General features: G+C 49.5%; 17 protein-coding genes. 2 read left to right on the top strand and 15 right to left on the bottom strand.

Annotation, left to right across the window (positions count from 1 at the left end):
• Position 1: 1 nt before the first annotated feature.
• The 11 genes from atpA to LHUE1_RS11170 all read right to left on the bottom strand — a co-directional run bounded on the left by atpA (position 2) and on the right by LHUE1_RS11170 (position 9,687).
• Positions 2-1,531 carry a F0F1 ATP synthase subunit alpha gene (atpA, locus tag LHUE1_RS11220; RefSeq protein WP_025012634.1) on the bottom strand — a complete coding sequence of 510 codons (1,530 nt, stop codon included), beginning with the start codon at positions 1,529-1,531 and terminating at the stop codon, positions 2-4.
• A 23-nt stretch (positions 1,532-1,554) separates the two neighbouring features.
• The gene (atpH, locus tag LHUE1_RS11215; RefSeq protein ID WP_047105962.1) at positions 1,555-2,100 is read right to left on the bottom strand and encodes an ATP synthase F1 subunit delta; all 546 of its coding nucleotides are present in this window, start codon (positions 2,098-2,100) and stop codon (positions 1,555-1,557) included.
• Positions 2,087-2,575: a F0F1 ATP synthase subunit B gene (gene atpF, locus LHUE1_RS11210; RefSeq protein ID WP_049169599.1), complete on the bottom strand. Its 489-nt coding sequence runs from the start codon at positions 2,573-2,575 to the stop codon at positions 2,087-2,089. Before atpF ends, atpH begins: the two co-directional genes overlap by 14 nt.
• Positions 2,576-2,609: 34 nt before the next feature.
• The gene (atpE, locus tag LHUE1_RS11205) at positions 2,610-2,822 is read right to left on the bottom strand and encodes a F0F1 ATP synthase subunit C (RefSeq protein ID WP_010488897.1); all 213 of its coding nucleotides are present in this window, start codon (positions 2,820-2,822) and stop codon (positions 2,610-2,612) included.
• 22 nt (positions 2,823-2,844) lie between these two features.
• Positions 2,845-3,555, bottom strand: coding sequence for a F0F1 ATP synthase subunit A (gene atpB, locus LHUE1_RS11200; protein ID WP_010488899.1), 711 nt, complete (start codon positions 3,553-3,555; stop codon positions 2,845-2,847).
• A gap of 299 nt (positions 3,556-3,854) precedes the next feature.
• On the bottom strand, positions 3,855-4,484 hold the full coding sequence (gene upp, locus LHUE1_RS11195) for a uracil phosphoribosyltransferase (protein WP_010488901.1): 630 nt from the start codon (positions 4,482-4,484) through the stop codon (positions 3,855-3,857).
• Between the two features lie 40 nt (positions 4,485-4,524).
• A complete protein-coding gene (gene glyA / locus LHUE1_RS11190) occupies positions 4,525-5,757 on the bottom strand; it encodes a serine hydroxymethyltransferase (RefSeq protein WP_049169600.1) in 1,233 nt (410 codons plus the stop codon).
• Positions 5,758-5,922: 165 nt separating this feature from the next.
• On the bottom strand, positions 5,923-6,945 hold the full coding sequence (locus LHUE1_RS11185) for an L-threonylcarbamoyladenylate synthase (protein WP_049169601.1): 1,023 nt from the start codon (positions 6,943-6,945) through the stop codon (positions 5,923-5,925).
• 81 nt (positions 6,946-7,026) lie between these two features.
• Positions 7,027-7,857 (bottom strand): peptide chain release factor N(5)-glutamine methyltransferase, encoded by an 831-nt coding sequence (prmC, locus tag LHUE1_RS11180; RefSeq protein ID WP_049169602.1) that lies wholly within the window; start codon positions 7,855-7,857, stop codon positions 7,027-7,029.
• A complete protein-coding gene (gene prfA, locus LHUE1_RS11175) occupies positions 7,850-8,929 on the bottom strand; it encodes a peptide chain release factor 1 (RefSeq protein ID WP_049169603.1) in 1,080 nt (359 codons plus the stop codon). Before prfA ends, prmC begins: the two co-directional genes overlap by 8 nt.
• Positions 8,930-9,096: 167 nt before the next feature.
• On the bottom strand, positions 9,097-9,687 hold the full coding sequence (locus LHUE1_RS11170; RefSeq protein ID WP_049169604.1) for a thymidine kinase: 591 nt from the start codon (positions 9,685-9,687) through the stop codon (positions 9,097-9,099).
• Between the two features lie 127 nt (positions 9,688-9,814).
• On the opposite strand from LHUE1_RS11170, the gene LHUE1_RS11165 reads away from it, so the two are divergent.
• Positions 9,815-11,167 carry a Mur ligase family protein gene (locus LHUE1_RS11165; protein WP_049169605.1) on the top strand — a complete coding sequence of 451 codons (1,353 nt, stop codon included), beginning with the start codon at positions 9,815-9,817 and terminating at the stop codon, positions 11,165-11,167.
• Positions 11,168-11,273: 106 nt separating this feature from the next.
• Here the strand turns inward: LHUE1_RS11165 and LHUE1_RS11160 are convergent, their stop codons facing one another.
• Positions 11,274-12,287 (bottom strand): serine hydrolase domain-containing protein, encoded by a 1,014-nt coding sequence (locus LHUE1_RS11160; RefSeq protein WP_049169606.1) that lies wholly within the window; start codon positions 12,285-12,287, stop codon positions 11,274-11,276.
• Positions 12,288-12,322: 35 nt separating this feature from the next.
• Positions 12,323-13,189, bottom strand: a complete 867-nt coding sequence (locus tag LHUE1_RS11155; RefSeq protein WP_213291545.1) for a VOC family protein — start codon at positions 13,187-13,189, stop codon at positions 12,323-12,325.
• Between the two features lie 378 nt (positions 13,190-13,567).
• On the opposite strand from LHUE1_RS11155, the gene LHUE1_RS11150 reads away from it, so the two are divergent.
• A complete protein-coding gene (locus LHUE1_RS11150) occupies positions 13,568-14,326 on the top strand; it encodes a flavodoxin family protein (RefSeq protein WP_049169608.1) in 759 nt (252 codons plus the stop codon).
• 125 nt (positions 14,327-14,451) lie between these two features.
• Here the strand turns inward: LHUE1_RS11150 and LHUE1_RS11145 are convergent, their stop codons facing one another.
• Positions 14,452-16,338, bottom strand: a complete 1,887-nt coding sequence (locus LHUE1_RS11145; protein ID WP_070651947.1) for an ABC transporter ATP-binding protein — start codon at positions 16,336-16,338, stop codon at positions 14,452-14,454.
• Positions 16,338-18,068: an ABC transporter ATP-binding protein gene (locus LHUE1_RS11140; protein WP_049169611.1), complete on the bottom strand. Its 1,731-nt coding sequence runs from the start codon at positions 18,066-18,068 to the stop codon at positions 16,338-16,340. The genes LHUE1_RS11145 and LHUE1_RS11140 overlap by 1 nt, the downstream gene beginning before the upstream one ends.
• Positions 18,069-18,120 lie beyond the last annotated feature (52 nt).

Below are 18,120 nucleotides of genomic sequence, written 5' to 3'. Positions count from 1 at the left end.
CTTAACCTTTAGCAGCAGCAAGTTGTTTGCTAGTCTGGAAGCCACCGGCAAAGGCTTTGATCTGTGCATCCAGCTTATCGGTGTCCGGTAAATTACCGGTATCCTTGATCTGCTTTAACAAATCAGCCGCATTGCTATCGAAGAAATCAAACAGTTCATCTTGGAACCGGCCGATGTCTTCGATTGGAATCGGATCAAGAAAGCCATGGGTCAAAGCATAAAGAATGATAACCTGCTTTTCGACCGGCAATGGCTTGTGTACTGGTTGTTTCAAAACTTCAACCGTGCGCCGACCACGATTCAGCTTGGCTTGGGTAGCAGCATCCAAGTCAGAACCAAACTGGGTGAAAGCTTCCAGTTCACGGAAGGATGCAAGATCCAACCGCAGTGTCCCGGCAACTTTCTTCATGGCTTTAACCTGGGCATCCCCACCAACTCGGGAAACGGAAGCCCCAGCATCAATCGCCGGCCGTGTACCTGCATAGAACAGGTCGCTCTGTAAGAAGATTTGTCCATCCGTGATTGAAATAACGTTAGTCGGAATATAAGCCGAAATATCGCCAGCCTGGGTTTCAATAACCGGCAACGCCGTCATCGAACCGCCGCCGAGTTTATCGCTCAATTTAGCAGCACGTTCCAACAAGCGACTGTGGGTATAGAAAATATCCCCAGGGTAGGCTTCACGACCAGGCGGACGACGGAGCAGCAAGGACAGCTCACGATAAGAGGTTGCCTGCTTGCTTAGATCATCGTACACGATCAAAACGTGTTTACCGTTGTACATGAACTCTTCACCCATGGCCGCACCGGCATAAGGCGCAATATACAACATCGGCGCCGGTTCGGAAGGGCCAGCTGTCAAAACGATGGTATAATCCATCGCACCGTATTTCTTTAACGTTTCGACCTGGGCACGAACCGTACTGTCCTTTTGCCCGATCGCAACGTAAACACAGATCATATTCTGATCTTTTTGATTCAAAATCGTATCAATCGCAATGGATGTCTTCCCGGTTTTCCGGTCACCAATGATCAACTCACGCTGACCACGGCCAATCGGTACCAAGGCGTCAATCGCTTTTAATCCGGTTTGTAAGGGTTCGGATACAGATTTGCGTTGCATAACGCCAGGTGCCTTAAACTCGATCGGACGGGTTTTATCCGTCTTGATCGCGCCTAAGCCATCGACTGGCTGTCCCAGGGAATTGACAACCCGGCCAATCATGGCGTCCCCGACAGGAACTTCCATAATCCGACCGGTTCGTTTAACCTGGTCACCTTCGCGAATCTCATCGAAGTCACCTAAGATAATGATCCCGACATCGTTCGTTTCAAGGTTTAACGCCATCCCGTATGAGCCATTACTAAATTGGAGCAATTCGTTGGCCATGGCATTTTCCAGCCCAGTGGCACGGGCAATCCCGTCACCAATGTAAGTAACGGTGCCAACTTCTTCGGCCGCCAAATCATCTTGATATCCTTCAAGTTGTTTTTTGATCAGAGAACTGATTTCCTCAGTCTTGATGCTCATCCGGTTCACCTCTTTACTTATCTCTAATCTGCCAGCAGTGCTGCCTTCATCTTCTCGAAACGGTGTTTAACCGTTCCATCGATAACCGACCCGTGTGCTTGAATGCGCACGCCGCCGATGACACTTGGATCAACAATTTGTTCCAGTTGCGTCGACTTCATGCCAAAACGCGCAGCAATGGCACTGCGCAAGGCATCGGCTTGGTCTGCTGACAAAGCAACTGCAGTCGTAACAGTCGCTGTAATAATACCGGCTTCATCATCATAAGCGCGATTGAACGCCGTGATGATATCCGGCAATGCACCGAATCGACCATATTGCTGGGTTAACTTCAATAAGTTGGCCACAAGCGGACTGGCATTCTTGGTCAAAGTCGCCATCAGGTTGGCTTTGTCATCTGCCGTAATTCGGGCATTATCAAAAATTGTCAGGATCGTCGGATTTTCTTTGAATACAGACGCTAGCGCCTGTAACTCTTCATGAACTGTCGCTACTTGATCCTGGTCATGAGCTGCTTCCAGTAATGCTTTTGCATAACGCGGTGCAACCATTTGATTAGTGACTGCCATTTGCATCACCTAACCGTTTGATGTAGTCGTCGATCAAGTCTTTTTGATCAGCCGCATTAAGTTCCTTACCGATCAACTTCTGCGCGATCGTCAGACTTAAATCAGCCACATCGTTCTTGGCACTGGCCAAAGCATCTTTACGGGCTTGGTCAATGTCTGCTTGCGCATTTTTCTTCAACGTGGCGACTTCCGTGTTGGCAGCGTCAACCAATGATTGTCGTTGCTTCTCGCCGTTTTCCTTGGCTTGATTGACAATCTTGACAGCATCAGCCTGGGAGTGTTGCAGTTCTTCCCGTCGCTTGGCTGCTAAAGTTTCTGCCTCTTTGCGGGACTTTTCAGCATAGTCCAAGTCGCCGGAAATCTTTTGTTGGCGATCCGCCATCATTTTGGTAACTGGCTTCCATGCCACTTTCCCGACTGCAATCACCAAGATCAGAAATGTAACAAGTGTGAAGAGTGTGTCACCTAAACTCATCTTTTGCCACTCCCTTCTTTATTGATGAACTGAATTAACGGAGCATCAACATGAAGGCAACAACAACAGACAGGATTGGAACAGCTTCGATCAGGCCGACACCAATGAACATGGTACCACGCAAGGTTCCGGCCATTTCCGGCTGACGCGCCATACCTTCAAGTGTTTTGCTGATGACCATCCCATTACCGATTGAAGCACCGAAGGCAGCAATGCCGGCGGCTAGTGAGGCAGCTAAAAATTGCATAAGAAATTTCCTCCTAAATTAGTTACTCGGGTAGAACTTTGTGTGATGTATAAACCATACCAAGCGTGACGAAAACGTACGCCTGAATACTACCAATGAAGACTGAGAACCCTTGCCAAGCTATCTCGGCTACCGTTGCACTAACAAAGTTGAGTGCACCGCCGGAAAAGGCCCACTGCCGAATTAATAGAACCAAAACTTCGCCAGCGAAAATATTCCCATAAAGCCGCAAAGAAAGCGTGATAAAGTTCGTAAACTCTTCCAATAGGTTAATTGGCAAGAGAATCGGAACCGGTGACGCATATCCTTTGATGTAACCTTTGAAACCTCTGAAGACAACGCCAAAATAATGCGAAAGCACTAGAACTGTCATCGCCATCGTCATGGTAATCACCGGGGATGCTGTTGGTGAGCGGAACCAAGTATCTTTACCAATATCTAACTCGATGAATAACCCGATTTGGTTACTAATAAAAATGAACAGGAAGAGCGTAAACGCAAATAAATTAAACGTGTAGCGCTCCGAACCGGGCATCGCACTTTTGACGATACCGTTTGTAAAGTCCATGGCCCATTCCAGTACGTTCTGCTTGCCACCTGGCCGCATTTTCAGGTTTCGTGACAGCCATAGCACCAGTAAGAATACCAGAACTGCCGAAACCAAAACACCAATGTCGTTGGTCAGGTTGAAAGTTAAGCCGAAAAGCTTGATCGAGGGATATTGTTCGTTCACAGAATTCACCTCCTTACTGAAGTGGCTTCATATCATGTGTACCATCGAAAAGATGGGGCAAGATTGCAGAGACTTCGATAATCGTTGGTTACTAGGGTAGACCCTTGAAACACAATCATTACTCTAACACCATTTCAGTGAAAAAACAAAGCACTAAAAAGAGAAACTTTGGCCGTCATAAAGGCTTTTTCACTGATTTTTTCACGGCGGCCACGGTTTTCACGGGTCTTAATGCACCCACAAAAAATCTTTTAACTAAAAATGAAAAAGGCATGTGCGTGACCACATGCCAATTCATGTCATTTTGTCCCAAAAAGTCTGTCGCCGGCATCGCCGAGACCAGGCACAATATAACCGTTTTCATTCAAATGATCATCCAGCGCGGCGGCATAAATGTCCACGTCCGGATTAGCGGCCTGAACGGCTTTAACCCCTTCAGGAGCAGCAACCAGTACCACGAGGCGCATCGATGTCGCCCCGCGCTTTTTGAGTGCTTCAATCGCCATGTTGGCCGAGCCACCGGTTGCCAGCATCGGATCAACAATGATTAAATCCCGCTGGTCGATATCCGGCGGCATCTTAACAAAGTATTCATGCGGCTTCAGTGTCTTTTCGTCACGGTACATGCCAATGTGACCGACTTTGGCCGCTGGAATAAGGCGCAAAACGCCATCCACCATGCCCAAACCGGCACGAAGAATCGGAATAACCGCAAGTTTCTTACCGGAAAGCTGCTTTTGAACCGTTTTACCCATCGGTGTTTCGATCTCAACACTTTCCAATGGCAGATCCCGTGTGATTTCATACACCATTAATTCCGCGATTTCGTTAGCGATTTCGCGGAATTCCTTAGTGCCGGCATGCTTATTTCGAATCAAAGTAAGCTTATGCTGAATCAACGGGTGATTTAAAACTGTAAATTTACCCATGCGAGGCCTCCTGTGTGAGCCATTTGTTTGCAAACCCTATCTATGATAAGGGATGACGGGCCGTCAGCGCAAGGACTTCTTGACGAATTTGATCCAAAGCCGGTTGATCATCGCGATGCGCAATTGCCGCACTGATGAGTTCGGCAACCCGCTTGCTCTCTTCTGGCGTAAAGCCGCGGGTGGTGATGGCAGCTGTGCCGACGCGGATACCGCTGGTTTTGAACGGGCCGTTTTGCTCACCCGGGATCTGGTTTTTATTGGTGGTAATGTCCACTTCGTCCAATAAATCTTGAACTTGCCGCCCATTGACGCCATAACCCGTGACGTCAATTAATACCATGTGATTATCCGACCCGCCGGAAATCAACCGTAAATGTGGATCTTCCTCAAAGCCGGCGACCATGGCCTGCATATTATCGAGAATTTGTTGCGTGTAGGTCTTGAATTCAGGCTTCAATGCTTCGCCCAACGCAACGGCTTTGGCGGCAATCACATGATCCAATGGGCCGCCTTGAATGCCCGGGAACAAAGCGGAATTAATGGCTTTACCATATTCAGCTTTTGCCAAAATCATCCCGCCGCGCGGTCCCCGTAACGTCTTATGCGTCGTGGTCGTCACAACGTCTGAATACGGCACCGGATTCATATGCACCCCACCGGCAACCAATCCGGCAATATGCGCCATATCAACCATTAAAAAGGCACCGACATGATCGGCAATTTCGCGGAACTTTTTGAAATCAATCTCGCGACTGTAAGCCGAGGCACCGGCCACAATCAACCGCGGCTTGATCTGTTCCGCCTGCGCCCGAATCTTGTCGTAGTCCAAGCGCTCGGTCTTGGCATCCAAACCATAATGGTAAAAATGGTACTCCTGACCGCTAAAGCTGACCGGACTCCCATGGGTGAGATGTCCGCCATCGGTCAAGTCCATCGCTAAAACTTTATCGCCATCTTCCAAGAAGGCACGATAGGCTGCCATATTGGCCTGTGACCCGGAATGCGGCTGCACATTGGCAAACTCTGCCCCAAAAAGTTTTTTCGCCCGATCAATAGCCAGATTTTCGACCACGTCTATGTATTGATTACCGCCATAATACCGATGGCCAGGATAGCCTTCGGAATACTTGTTAGTCAAAACCGACCCCTGAGCAGCGCGAACTGCCGGTGAAACAATGTTCTCCGAGGCGATGAGTTCGATATTATGCTCCTGACGCTCTTCTTCATGATGAATTGCGCCGAAGACTTCTGGGTCTTGTGCCATGAAATCCATGTCTACCACTCTCCTCTTGAATGCATTCATTCCTAGTACCCAACTTACGACCTGCCCCTTTTGCAATCGTGTACGCCGTAAAAACCTCATTGTACAAGGCTTAACGTCACGAATCCAAATAAGGCCAACTGACACTCACTGGTCAGTTGGCCTTATTATAGCAAATCAAAACGAATCTGTAGGCATATTTGGTTGATAGTGGACATTACCGGCAGATTTAAGCAGACGATTCATGTAAGCCATGCTTAATTCACTATGGGAAAATGCCTGCGCCAACACAAGTGTGACATCCGGATGAAGATCGAACCAACGCAACCCGGCAAACAAGTCATGAGTCGCACTTTTAATGTCCTGCCCCAACGAATAACCCGGTACCGCCGAGAATTTGGCAAGAATCGGATCAGTCGCCAAAATGCCAAAAGTCTGTCCGGTCTTTTTAGCCCATTCGACTGCTTCGGGAAACTGGCCCGGATCATCGACAACCACCACTTGAGCAGACGGCGCATAGTGCTTGTACTTCATCCCCGGTGCTTTGGGCGCTTCATTTTTACCGACGTGATGAATCGCTGAATCGACTGGTCCTAAAATCGGCTCCAACTCGTCAGGGCCAATTGCACCCGGCCGCAGAATTGCTGGCGGGGTGACGGTTAAATCAACAATCGTGGATTCCACGCCGACCCGGGTTGGCCCGTCATCGAGCACGCCGGCGATTTTGCCTGCCAAATCATGCAGCACGTGATCCGCTGTGGTCGGGCTGGGTTTGCCGGAAGTATTGGCTGACGGACCGACAATCGGCACGCCGGCAGTCGCAATCAACTTACGCGTCAAGGCGTTATCCGGGTTGCGGAAAGCCGCCGTCTGCAAGCTCCCTGTCACTTTCATGGACAAGCGCCCAGGCAAAATATTCAGAATCATCGTCAACGGCCCCGGCCAAAACGTCGCCATTAGTTTAGCTGCTGCAGGGGTAATCGTCGCATATTGCCCGACCATCGCCGCATCCGCCACCGTCACAATTAGTGGATTATCTGAAGGCCGACCCTTTGCTGCATAGACTTTGCCCACTGCATCCACATTGGTCGCATCAGCACCCAAGCCATACACCGTTTCAGTGGGAAACGCGACTAACTCGCCGCGCTTTAAAGCAGCGGCGGCTTCCGGAATATCAGATTCATGATAACGTTTTGACAAATTTTCCTGCCTCCATATTTTGTCTGTTGCTGCGTAACGCCCAAAGAATCGCTTTCGCTCCAAATCCTTATCGGAAAACGCCTAAAATTGCAGCTTGGCCATACGCGGGTGACCGGCCATATCCTGCCTAAAAGTCACCTGCGCTTGTGGTACTTTTTCCGCAAATAACTTCTGCAGTGCCGGTTGTTGCCGGTAACCGAACTCTAAATAAGCGGCTCCATGGTCATTCAGATGAGCCGGCAATGCTGCGACAAACCGTTCAAAAAGTGCTAGCCCATGATGATCGGCAAACAAGGCTAACTTAGGCTCATAACGCAATGTACTTTGATCCATCACGGGTGTTTCTTCAGGTGCGATATATGGCAAGTTGCTGACCACAAAATCAAAACGGCCCAGCAAGTGACTAAATAAATCACTCGTCACAAATCGTGCCTGCACGTGTTGCGCCTGGGCATTCTGCTCGGCAACTGCTAGCGCTGCTTCGGACACGTCACTTAGCGTCATCGCGACTTGTGGCAACTGGCGAGCCAAGGTAATGCCGATCGCACCGCTACCGGTTCCCAAATCTAAACCGGTTCGGGCGGCGGTCTGCTCTTTTGCGACCCAATCAACCAGCTCTTCTGTTTCAAATCGCGGAATCAACACTGCCGGAGTTACTTTAAACATCGCACCAAAAAACGGCGCCACACCGGTGATATATTGCGCCGGTTCAAATTTTGCTAGCCGGGCGACATCTGCTTGAAATTGCTGCCATGATGCATCGGGCATCACGTCTTGCCGATGCAAAATTAATTGACTCGGGGTCCAGTTTGCCCGGGTCATCATGACATACCGCGCCCCATCAGGATCAACATGGTGTTCCGTCAATAACAAAGACGCCCATTTGAGCGCCTCAGCGTATGTTTTAGACATTAAGCGATTCCATCTTCTGGGCCTGATCGTGAACGATCAAGGCATCGATAATTTCGTCAAGATCACCGTTCATGATGCGATCCAATTTATTCAGCGTCAAGCCGATCCGATGATCCGTAACCCGGTTTTGCGGATAATTGTAAGTGCGGATTCGCTCGGAACGATCGCCGGTCCCGATGGCATTTTTACGCGTCTGATCGTACTTTTCCTGATTTTCAGTTTCGTAATAGTCGTAAACCCGCGAGCGCAGAATCTGTAACGCGCGCGCCCGGTTTTCCTGCTGGCTGCGTTCATCCTGCATTGACACAACAATCCCGGTTGGAATGTGGGTCATTCGCACCGCCGAACTGGTTTTATTGACGTGCTGACCACCGGCACCTGACGAGCGGTAAACGTCTGTCCGAATATCTTTAGGGTCGATTTTTAGATCCACTTCATCATATTCAGGCATGACGCCAACGGTTGCCGTGCTGGTATGAACCCGGCCGGCACTTTCCGTCACAGGCACCCGCTGTACCCGGTGCGCCCCGTTTTCATACTTCAGTTTGGAATAAACATTGTCACCAGTAATCATGACGACAACTTCTTTGTAGCCACCCACTTCAGTCGGCGTCGAATCAATGATTTCTGCTTTCCAGCCTTGCCGTTCAGCGTAGTGCATATACATATTCAATAAGTCACCGGCAAACAGGCTGGCCTCATCGCCACCGGCAGCCCCACGGATTTCCATGATGATGTTCTTGTCATCGTTAGGATCCTTAGGCAGCATCAATACCTTGATCTTATCTTCAAGGTTGGCTTTTTGCTTTTGCAGATCGTCAAGGTCTTCTTTAGCTAGCGCTTCCATGTCCTCGTCTTTACTCTCACGAAGCACTTCTTCGCTTTCCTTGATATCGGACAAAACCTGCTTGTACCTTTTGTAGGCAGCCACGACATCCCGCATCCCGCCTTCTTCTTTCGACAAAGCCAGATACCGCTTCGTGTCGCTAATAACCTCGGGATCCGACATTAATTCTTCTAATTCATCATAACGATCCAAAAGACCGTCGAGTTGTTCAAAAATCTTATCCATAAAAATCCTCCTGAGCGTGAACTGGCGCGGTTAGAAGTCGGAGTGTAAATGGCCTTGGGCGTGATGGCGGTCTTGGCCATTGCGACCAGGGCCCTTACACGCAGACTTCTGCGCCGGTGAACGCGTTATAGCCGAGCGTGAGCTGGTGCAACGCCAGCAACTACTCACTAATCCTGATGCTCGATCTTATCTAACGGCGGGTGAAAATAATGATGCCGGCAAACGGGGTAATACGACTCGTTACCGCCAATCAAAACCTGCTCACCTTCATAAACCGGCTTCCCATCATGAATCCGCAAGTTCATGATTGCCTTTTTGGCGCAAAACCAGCAAATCGTTTTCATTTCTTCAATTTTATCTGCATACAGCAGCAAGTATTTAGAACCTTCAAATAGCTCATTGCGAAAGTCATTCTTTAAGCCAAATGCCATCACCGGAATATGCAATTCATCGACAACCCGCGCAGCCTCAAAAATGTGATGTTTTTGTAAAAATTGGGCTTCGTCAATCAGCACGCAGGCCGCGTGCGGATCAGTTTCCTTGATCGTTTCATACAAGTCGGTTTCATGCTTAACCGGAATCGCTGTCCGTTCAAAACCAATGCGACTCGCAATCATACCAACGCCGGCTCGATCATCCAAGGCGCTGGTCATCAGAATCACCCGTTTATTTTGTTCCTCATAATTATGCGCGACTTTCAGGATTTCAATACTTTTACCTGAGTTCATCGCACCGTATCGAAAGAAAAGCTGGGCCATGTGCCGCCTCCATCTAAAATCTCACAGCTCACAGTATAACGGATTTTTTTCGCAAAGAACACCGTGACTGCCGGTTTGCTTGTCGTTTATGCTAAAATAGTCCCATTAAGTTGAGAGGAAGAACGCCGTGGCATTTTCAGCAAAAGCCAGTCTGGCAACTGCCATTGGTCGCAGCAGCTACTGGTTCTTACACACATTTTTAAAAGGCGGGTCAAGCCTCCCCGGCAAACTCGCCAATAAAATCGATCCGCGCGTTTTGCAGGCGCTAGGTCGTGACTATGATGTCATCGTGGTGACCGGTACCAATGGGAAAACCCTGACGACGAGCTTGATCGTCAAAGTACTCAAGCAAAAATATCAGGAAGTTTTGACCAATCCCACCGGCTCGAACATGCTGCAAGGCATCACCACCGCTTTCTTGGCGCAACCCAAACACGGACATGGCCGAGGCATTGCGGTCCTGGAAGTCGACGAGGCTAACGTTGCCTCGGTAGCTGCCCAGTTAAAGCCAAAAGCTTTTGTACTGACCAATATCTTCCGTGACCAGATGGATCGTTATGGTGAATTCTACACGACCTATCAAAAAATTCTGGACGGCGTCACCCTTGATCCTAAAGCTGTTGTGCTGGCTAACGGGGATGCGCCGATCTTCAGTTCCCGTAAGTTGCCGAATCCGGTTCACTATTACGGCTTTACGTTGACTGACGCAGGTGATCACAAAGCCCCGCCGAATACGGATGGCGTCTTGTGCCCGGTCTGTCAACATATCTTACATTATCACGCCATCACTTACGCTAACCTCGGCAATTATTTCTGCCCTAACTGCGGCTTCAAACGGCCACAACTGAAGTATCAGGTGAACACCGTGACCAAAATGACGCCGCAAAGCAGCGATTTCGTCATTGACGGTCAGCCTTGCCACATTGATATCGGCGGCACGTACAACATTTACAACGCCTTGGCCGCTTTTGCCGTTGGTCGGACTTTTGGCGTCAGTCCTGAACAAATCAGCCAGGCGTTCGCCTATGACGAGAAAGTTTTCGGCCGCCAGGAAGTCATTCAACTTGGCGATAAAAAATTAACCTTGATTCTGGTCAAAAATCCTGTCGGCTTGAATCAGGTGCTCAGTATGATCGAAACGGCGAAGCAGCCTTTTGGGTTTGCCATGCTGCTGAATGCCAATTATGCAGATGGTATCGATACCAGTTGGATTTGGGATGGGAACTTCGAAGATTTTGTTGCCAGCAAAAAAGCCGCGACATATCTGGTCGGCGGCGAGCGCTACAAAGATATTGCATTGCGGCTGACAGTCGCCGGCGTTCCGGAAGCCAAGCTCATGACTCAACCGGACCTTAGCGACGTCATCACGGAGCTGCAAAAAATGCCGCAGAAGCAACTTTACGTTTTGTCAACTTATACGGCAATGTTACAGTTGCGCAAGAAGTTGAGTGAAGGCGGTTATATTAAGGCGGGATTTTAAGTTGAATCTACAAGCCGCATCGTTGTATCAAAAAACAGGACCTGACTGTCAAAGGGTCCTGTTTTTTTGCTGCTTTGCCACGATTGGCCAGTTATTCTTCCTTCGTTCAGGACTCGGCTGTCCCTGTATCTGGCTGATCCGCCAAAAAGCGTTGCACGAGTTGGTCGCGTTTGCCCAGAAACTCGCGATTAGGCTGCGGATGGACGCGGTTTGTCAACACGATCAGTGCCAGTTGACTTTGCGGCTGAATGAGCCAGAAAGTACCAGTATAGCCCGTATGGTACAGCCACAGCCGTCCCTGGCCATCATGCCGAAGATCCCAGCCAAGGCTGCGACCGAGCTGATGGGTCGTCCAGTCACGGGTTAGCTGCCGGGCATGATCGGGCCACGCCGACGCCTGCTTTTGCCCAAAGAAGTATTGCGTGAACATCTCCAAGTCGGCTAGGCTCGCAAACAAGCCGGCCGCACCGCTATGCTGACCGAGGATGGCACTTTTGGGATCATGCACGACCCCGCGCCGCAAGCCGGCAACCGGATCGTAAGTCGTTGGCACACATTGTTCCGGATCCGGTTGAAACGTTGCTTTGGGCAAACCAAGCGGACGCAGAACCTGTTGCGTGATAAGTGTTTGAATCGGTTGGTGATAGATCTGTTCCAAGGCCCAACCGACCAGCAACAAATTCACATCCCGATAAACCACTTTAGCATCGACTTCATCTGTGACGGCCAATTGCGTCATGAGGGCGCGTTTCAACGCTGGCGCCGGCAAGTCATCACGATGCGGAATATACCCTTCCAACCCAGACGTATGCGTCAATGCCTGCCGAAATGTAGTGGCATGCGGAAACGCCGGCAAAAACCGTTTCAACGGCATCTCCGGCGCAACCAGTTTCTGATCCCAGGCCTGTAAAAAGACGGTGGTGGTGCCGATAACCTTCGTCAGGGACGCCACATCATAAAGCATCCCCGGCCGCAACGGCGCTGGCGTGGGTTGCCACTGCGCATCGCCGCTCACCTGGCTTTGCACATCTTTTCCCGTCATAAGCGCCACACTAAATCCGGGTATGATCCGCCCGGTCACCCACGCCTGCAGCTCCGCCGTGATCGCTTGAAAATCCATTCTGGCCTTCTTCCCGACGCCGAGTCACGACCATACTACGCCACGCGGAACCACAGCGTGAGCCGATTGGGACCGGCAATCATCAAAAATTGATTCTCATGATGATAATCGTAGTCCGTTAACCCGGCTGCATCAAGGTTCATCAAGATATTCTCCATCGCCATTTTGTCTGGCAAAATAAAACTCACATAATCCAACCCGTACATATCAGGCGTCGGCAGTAATAACGTCGCTTCTAGCCGCAAATTAATACCAATGTGATGGCGGTAATCACCTGCGGCCAAAAAGACTTCGCCGGTATTGGGGCTAGGCTTTTCCCGAAAACCGAGTCCGTCTTCCAGATAGTGACTGGTGCTGGCCAAGTCCGCCACCCGAAACTGAACGTAACCAATGGTCGTCCCGGAAGGCAATCGATCGTAATCCCGCGCCGCATGCTTCCCGATTTCAGCCGGATCAATGGCTTCTTCGGTTTCATCTTCCCAATTGTACTGTCGTTCCTCTTGATACTGCTCAATCGCGCGATCAATCGTAAACGCAACGCCATTGCCTTCCGGATCCTTAGCCAAAAAGCCTTGCTGATAACCGGTTTGAAAGGCCTTCGTCACTGGCTGACCTTGTTTCACGATTCGATACGCCGCTCCCAATGCCCCTGGATTCGGCAGCAAAATCGCAAAATGATCCAATCCCGTCACCGGTTTCTGCGGTGAGAGTCCCTTAATTTGATGCAAGACGACTAAAACCTGTTGATTAAGTCGGGTTCCCAAATAAATCGTATCGCCATTTTGGCGCAACAAATCCAATCTGGCGACCTGCTGATACCATTGGCTCACCTTGGCCAAATTAGCAACTTTAAGTGCAATAAAATCCACACGCGTTTCTTCTGGCAATGCAATCCCTGCCATGTTCATCCGCTCCTTGTCTGTTTAAGCACCGATTGAGTTCCAGCTTCCCAATTCGGCCTGTTGCCAACAGCATAATGAGTCAGGTCATTTTTTGCCAACAAAAAGCTTGTGATTTGAAACAACGGTGGTTTCCTTGCTGGTTATGACTAATAAATGCGCTTGCCAAGTCTTGTTATTTTTCTTACAGTTATAGATGGTGGGGATGCGCGAAAAAGCGGTGAAGAAACGGGTTCACGCTCCATCATAACGCGTTCACCGGCGCAGAAGCCTGCGCGTAAGGACCTTGGTCGCATTGGTCAAAGACCGACCATCACGCCCAAGGCCACTTACACTCCGGCTTCTACCCACGCCGGTTCACGCTCGGGAGGTTTGTTTTACATGAAAATATTAGGTATATACGGTGGACAGGATGCCAAAGGGCTGACGGCAAGTTTGGTTAAAGCCGTCTTATCGAGCGTGACTGCGCCTGCCACCACTGAATTTGTTGATTTAAATCAATACCAGATTCGGCCGGACGTTTCTGATCAGGCCAACCCGACACTGGACGAACTTGAAGCCAAGCTAAAAAGCGCCGATGTGTGGGTTTTAGGCACCCCAACCTACTTCGGTACGGTCGCCGGTCAGTTCAAGCAACTGCTCGACTGCATGCGTCACCGGATGACACGCATGACCAAAGAAGGCGATACGCTGCCCGGCATTTTCAAGGATAAGCATTATGTCAGTGTGACCAGCTGTTTCGCAACCGGTCTGGATAACACGTTTACGCATCAAACCGACGCTACTTTGGTGGCGATTGACAAGGCAATGACGGCGGCTGGTGTCCATAAGATTGCCGAATTGGTACTCCCGCATACTTGGGGCATGACGACCTTACCGGAAGCCAAAATCAATCAGGCGCACGCACTGGGCACGAAACTCGCGACTTTTAAAAAGAAGGATGATGAGACTTTGAAACGTTACATATTATTGTTTGGCATGATTGCGATCATGGCCTTGGCCACCATGGGCATTCAGCAAGTTTTACCGGGAGTGGCGACTAATTTCTGGTGGCGCTATGTCAGTTTTGTCGTGATCTTCTTCGTCCTACTCGCTTGTTTGCTGCATTATGCGACCTTCATGCGTCACAAGCGGCGTTAATCAGCACAGCCACGATTATGTACAAAAATAACCTCAGGGAGATCATGTTCGTCTCTCTGAGGCTATTTTTTTAATCGCATCCAGTTAAACTTTAACCTGCAGCACAATCACGATTCATAAGAAAACTAAATTGCAACGTTGCCACTGAATTGGCTGTTGTACAAGTCCGCATAGAAGCCATTCTTCGCCATCAATTCGTCGTGGTTGCCGGTTTCAACAATCGAGCCGTGATTCATCACGATGATATTGTCGGCGTCACGAATGGTCGATAGCCGGTGGGCAACAACGAAACTGGTTCGGTCGGTCAGCAAGCGATTCATCGCGTGTTGAATATGAATTTCGGTTCGCGTGTCGACAGAACTCGTTGCTTCGTCCAGAATCAGAATTTCCGGATCTGCGACAAACGCCCGGGCAATCGTCAATAACTGCCGCTGCCCTTGGGAAATGTTGGAGGCTTCTTCATTCAGGATCGTATTGTACCCATCCGGCAACTGGCGCACAAAGTTATCAACATGCGCTGCCTTGGCTGCGGCAAGCACTTCATCATCCGTGGCATCTTCGCGACCGTATTTCAGATTATCCCAAATCGTGCCGGTAAACAGCCAGGTATCCTGAAGCACCATGGCAAAATGCGACCGAACATCTTCCCGTTTCATGTCACGGGTATCCGTCCCATTCAGCCGGATTGAACCGCCGCTGATATCGTAGAAGCGTTCCAACAGGTTGATAATCGTCGTTTTCCCGGCACCGGTTGGCCCGACAATCGCCACCATCTGCCCAGGCTTCACTTGCAGATTATAATCCTTCAATAACAGCGTATCCGGTGTATAGCCAAACTGGACATGATCCATGACCAATTTGTTCGGATCATTCGGCACTGCCGGCACACCGGACGGATTGTCCTGCATATCTTCTTCGTCCAACACGGCGAAAATCCGTTCTGCACTGGCAATGGTCGACTGAATCGTATTCGCCAAATTAGCCAGTTGTGAGATTGGCTGGGAGAACTGTTGCATATATTGCAAGAAGGCTTGAACATTCCCCAAGGTGATGGTCCCGTTGGAAACTTCGATCCCGCCCATGATCGCCACAAAAACGTAACCAATGTTATTAAGGAAAATCATCAAAGGCATGATGATCCCGGAAACAAACTGAGCCTTCCATGCTGCGTCGTAAAACGCCTGGTTTTGGCCTTCAAAGTCGCGAACCTCATCATCTTCACGGTTGAAACTCTTAATAATGACCTGGCCGCCGTAAGTCTCTTCAACTTGGTTGTTCAATAACCCCAGTGCCTTTTGCTGAGCAGCAAAGAAGCGCTGTGACTTCGGAGCAACGATGCCGACAACAATTAACCCAAGCGGGATCGTCACCAGTGCGATCAAGGTCAGTTTCCAGGAAATGGTGAGCATCATCCAAATGGTTCCGACAAACATAACGGCACTCGTGACCATTTGCGTGAGGCTCTGTTGCAAAGTCGATGCGATATTATCCATATCGTTGATCGCCCGTGACATAATGTCCCCATTGCTGTGGGTATCATAATACTTGATCGGAACAGTTTTCATCTTGTATTTCAGATCTTTTCGCAGCTGGTAAACCGTGTTCTGCGAAATTCGCGTCATGATGAACTGCTGCAAGAAGCTGAATAAGGCGCTGCCCAGATAAAGGATCAACACGATCAGAATAATGTGCTTGATCTTGTCAAAATCGATCGGGTAACTGCCGACCGCTATCCCGGCTTTTTGCTCCGCCTGGCCCTTCATGACACCTTTAAAGATTTCGGTCGTTGCTTCACCTAAAATCTTCGGCGTACGAATCTGAAAAACCGTTGAGGCAATGGCTAGAACCAGCACGGCGATAATACCGATCAGGCGGTTACGCATATACCCAAATAGCCGCCCGGTCGTTTTCCAGAAGTTTTTCGGCTTTTCAACGAGACCGGCTCGACCACCTGGCCTCATTCGTGGACCGGATGATGGCCGCTTGGTTGCGGATTTTTGATTGTCTGCCATTATTTCTCGTCTCCTTCCCGAATCTGTGACTTGATAATTTCCTGATAAGTTGGGTTGGAGGCTTTCAACTCAGCGTGAGTGCCTCTACCGACCATTTTACCTTCGTCCAAGACAACAATCGTGTCCGCATCGGCGACCGTGGAAACCCGCTGGCCAACAATCACAACGACTTTGGTTTGAATTTTCTTGTCGGCTTTTAACGCTGCCCGTAAATTGGCATCGGTTTTGAAGTCCAAGGCCGAAAAGGAATCATCAAAGACGTAGATCGAAGCATCCTTCACCAAAGCACGCGCGATGGCCAACCGTTGGCGCTGACCACCGGAGAAGTTGCCGCCGCCTTGTTCCACCTGGTAATCCAGACCTTCAGGATTGCTTTCGATGAAATCGCGGGCTTGGGCAATATCCAGCGCATGCCAGATATTCTCGTCCGTCGCGTTTTCATTTCCGTATTTCATGTTGTCACGAACGGTTCCGGTAAATAGATTGGCTTTTTGCGGCACAAACGCAACCGCTTCATGCAGCTTCTTCAAGTCGACGTTTTTAACATCTTCGCCATCGACTCGGACCGCCCCTTTTTCAGCATCGTAAAAGCGCGGGATGAGGTTGACCATCGTGGTTTTACCGCTCCCGGTACCGCCGATGATCGCCATTGTCTGGCCACCTTTAACATGAACGTCAATATCGCGCAACGCCGGTTCTTCAGCGTGATGATAGCGAAATTGGACATGGTCGAATGCCAAGTCAGGATTAGCGATATCCAACGTCTTCGGTGATGCCGGTGTGGTGATCCGACTTTCCTGGGCCAAAACGTCATTCAGACGGGCTGCTGAAGCCTGCGCCCGGGGAATGAAAACAAAAATCATGGACAGCATCATGAAGCTCATCAAGATCTGCATCGCATAAGTCATAAATGCAATCAGGTTCCCGGTTTCCAGTGCTTGCTGGGCGATTAAATTACCACCCCACCAAGTAATCCCGATATTCGTACCGCTCATAATCAACGTCATCACAGGGAAAACCGCCGCAATAATCGAGAAGACTTTGACCGCATTATGCGTATAGTCTTGGTTGACGCCTTCGAACCGATTTTGTTCAAAATCATCCTGCCGAAAAGCCCGAATGACCCGTACACCGGTGAGTCCTTCACGGAACACCAGATTAATATTATCGGTTTTCTTCTGCATCGCCTTAAACAACGGCACCGCAAAATACATGATGATCAGCAAGAAAAACGCCAGCAATGGCAAGCTGATCAGAAAAACCATGGTCAGGGTGTGACTCTTTTGGTAGGCAAGGAAACTGGCACCAATTAACATAATCGGCGCCATAATCATCATCCGCAAGATCATCATCCAGACGTTTTGGATCTGCGTTACGTCATTGGTCGTTCGCGTAATCAGTGAGCTCGTCCCAACCTTATCCATTTCATCATGGGAATAGTTAATGACTTTGCGATAAATGTCCGACCGTAACTTTTGGCCCAGCTTTTGCGATGTGCGCGACGCCAAAAAAACGTTCCCCACACTAGCGAGAATGCTGAGTAAAGCAAACAAAATCATTTTCATACCGGTTGCCCAGATGTAATCAATATCACCTTTGGCAACCCCGTTGTTAACGATATCGGCCGTCAGATTCGGCAAATATAAATTGCTCATCACCTGAACAATCATGAACAAAATAGCGCCAATAACGGCTATGCCAGACATGCGCTTTTTTGCAAGTTTAAGCATAATTTCCTCCTAACAGATGCTTTTCGGACCCATACAGGCAGTCCGGTGTTGT

Source organism: Lacticaseibacillus huelsenbergensis (assembly GCF_029726355.1).
Lineage (GTDB): Bacteria > Bacillota > Bacilli > Lactobacillales > Lactobacillaceae > Lacticaseibacillus > Lacticaseibacillus casei.
The sequence above is the reverse complement of the archived record's forward strand: the minus strand, read 5'-3'. Positions and strand labels throughout refer to the sequence as shown.

Coding starts and splice junctions, on each gene's coding strand:
- atpA (WP_025012634.1), bottom strand. CDS start 1,531: ATGAGCATCAAGACTGAGGAAATCAGTTCTCTGATCAAAAAACAACTT.
- atpH (WP_047105962.1), bottom strand. CDS start 2,100: ATGGCAGTCACTAATCAAATGGTTGCACCGCGTTATGCAAAAGCATTA.
- atpF (WP_049169599.1), bottom strand. CDS start 2,575: ATGAGTTTAGGTGACACACTCTTCACACTTGTTACATTTCTGATCTTG.
- atpE (WP_010488897.1), bottom strand. CDS start 2,822: ATGCAATTTTTAGCTGCCTCACTAGCCGCCGGCATTGCTGCCTTCGGT.
- upp (WP_010488901.1), bottom strand. CDS start 4,484: ATGGGTAAATTTACAGTTTTAAATCACCCGTTGATTCAGCATAAGCTT.
- glyA (WP_049169600.1), bottom strand. CDS start 5,757: ATGGATTTCATGGCACAAGACCCAGAAGTCTTCGGCGCAATTCATCAT.
- prmC (WP_049169602.1), bottom strand. CDS start 7,857: ATGTCTAAAACATACGCTGAGGCGCTCAAATGGGCGTCTTTGTTATTG.
- prfA (WP_049169603.1), bottom strand. CDS start 8,929: ATGGATAAGATTTTTGAACAACTCGACGGTCTTTTGGATCGTTATGAT.
- LHUE1_RS11170 (WP_049169604.1), bottom strand. CDS start 9,687: ATGGCCCAGCTTTTCTTTCGATACGGTGCGATGAACTCAGGTAAAAGT.
- LHUE1_RS11160 (WP_049169606.1), bottom strand. CDS start 12,287: ATGGATTTTCAAGCGATCACGGCGGAGCTGCAGGCGTGGGTGACCGGG.
- LHUE1_RS11155 (WP_213291545.1), bottom strand. CDS start 13,189: ATGGCAGGGATTGCATTGCCAGAAGAAACGCGTGTGGATTTTATTGCA.
- LHUE1_RS11150 (WP_049169608.1), top strand. CDS start 13,568: ATGAAAATATTAGGTATATACGGTGGACAGGATGCCAAAGGGCTGACG.
- LHUE1_RS11145 (WP_070651947.1), bottom strand. CDS start 16,338: ATGGCAGACAATCAAAAATCCGCAACCAAGCGGCCATCATCCGGTCCA.
- LHUE1_RS11140 (WP_049169611.1), bottom strand. CDS start 18,068: ATGCTTAAACTTGCAAAAAAGCGCATGTCTGGCATAGCCGTTATTGGC.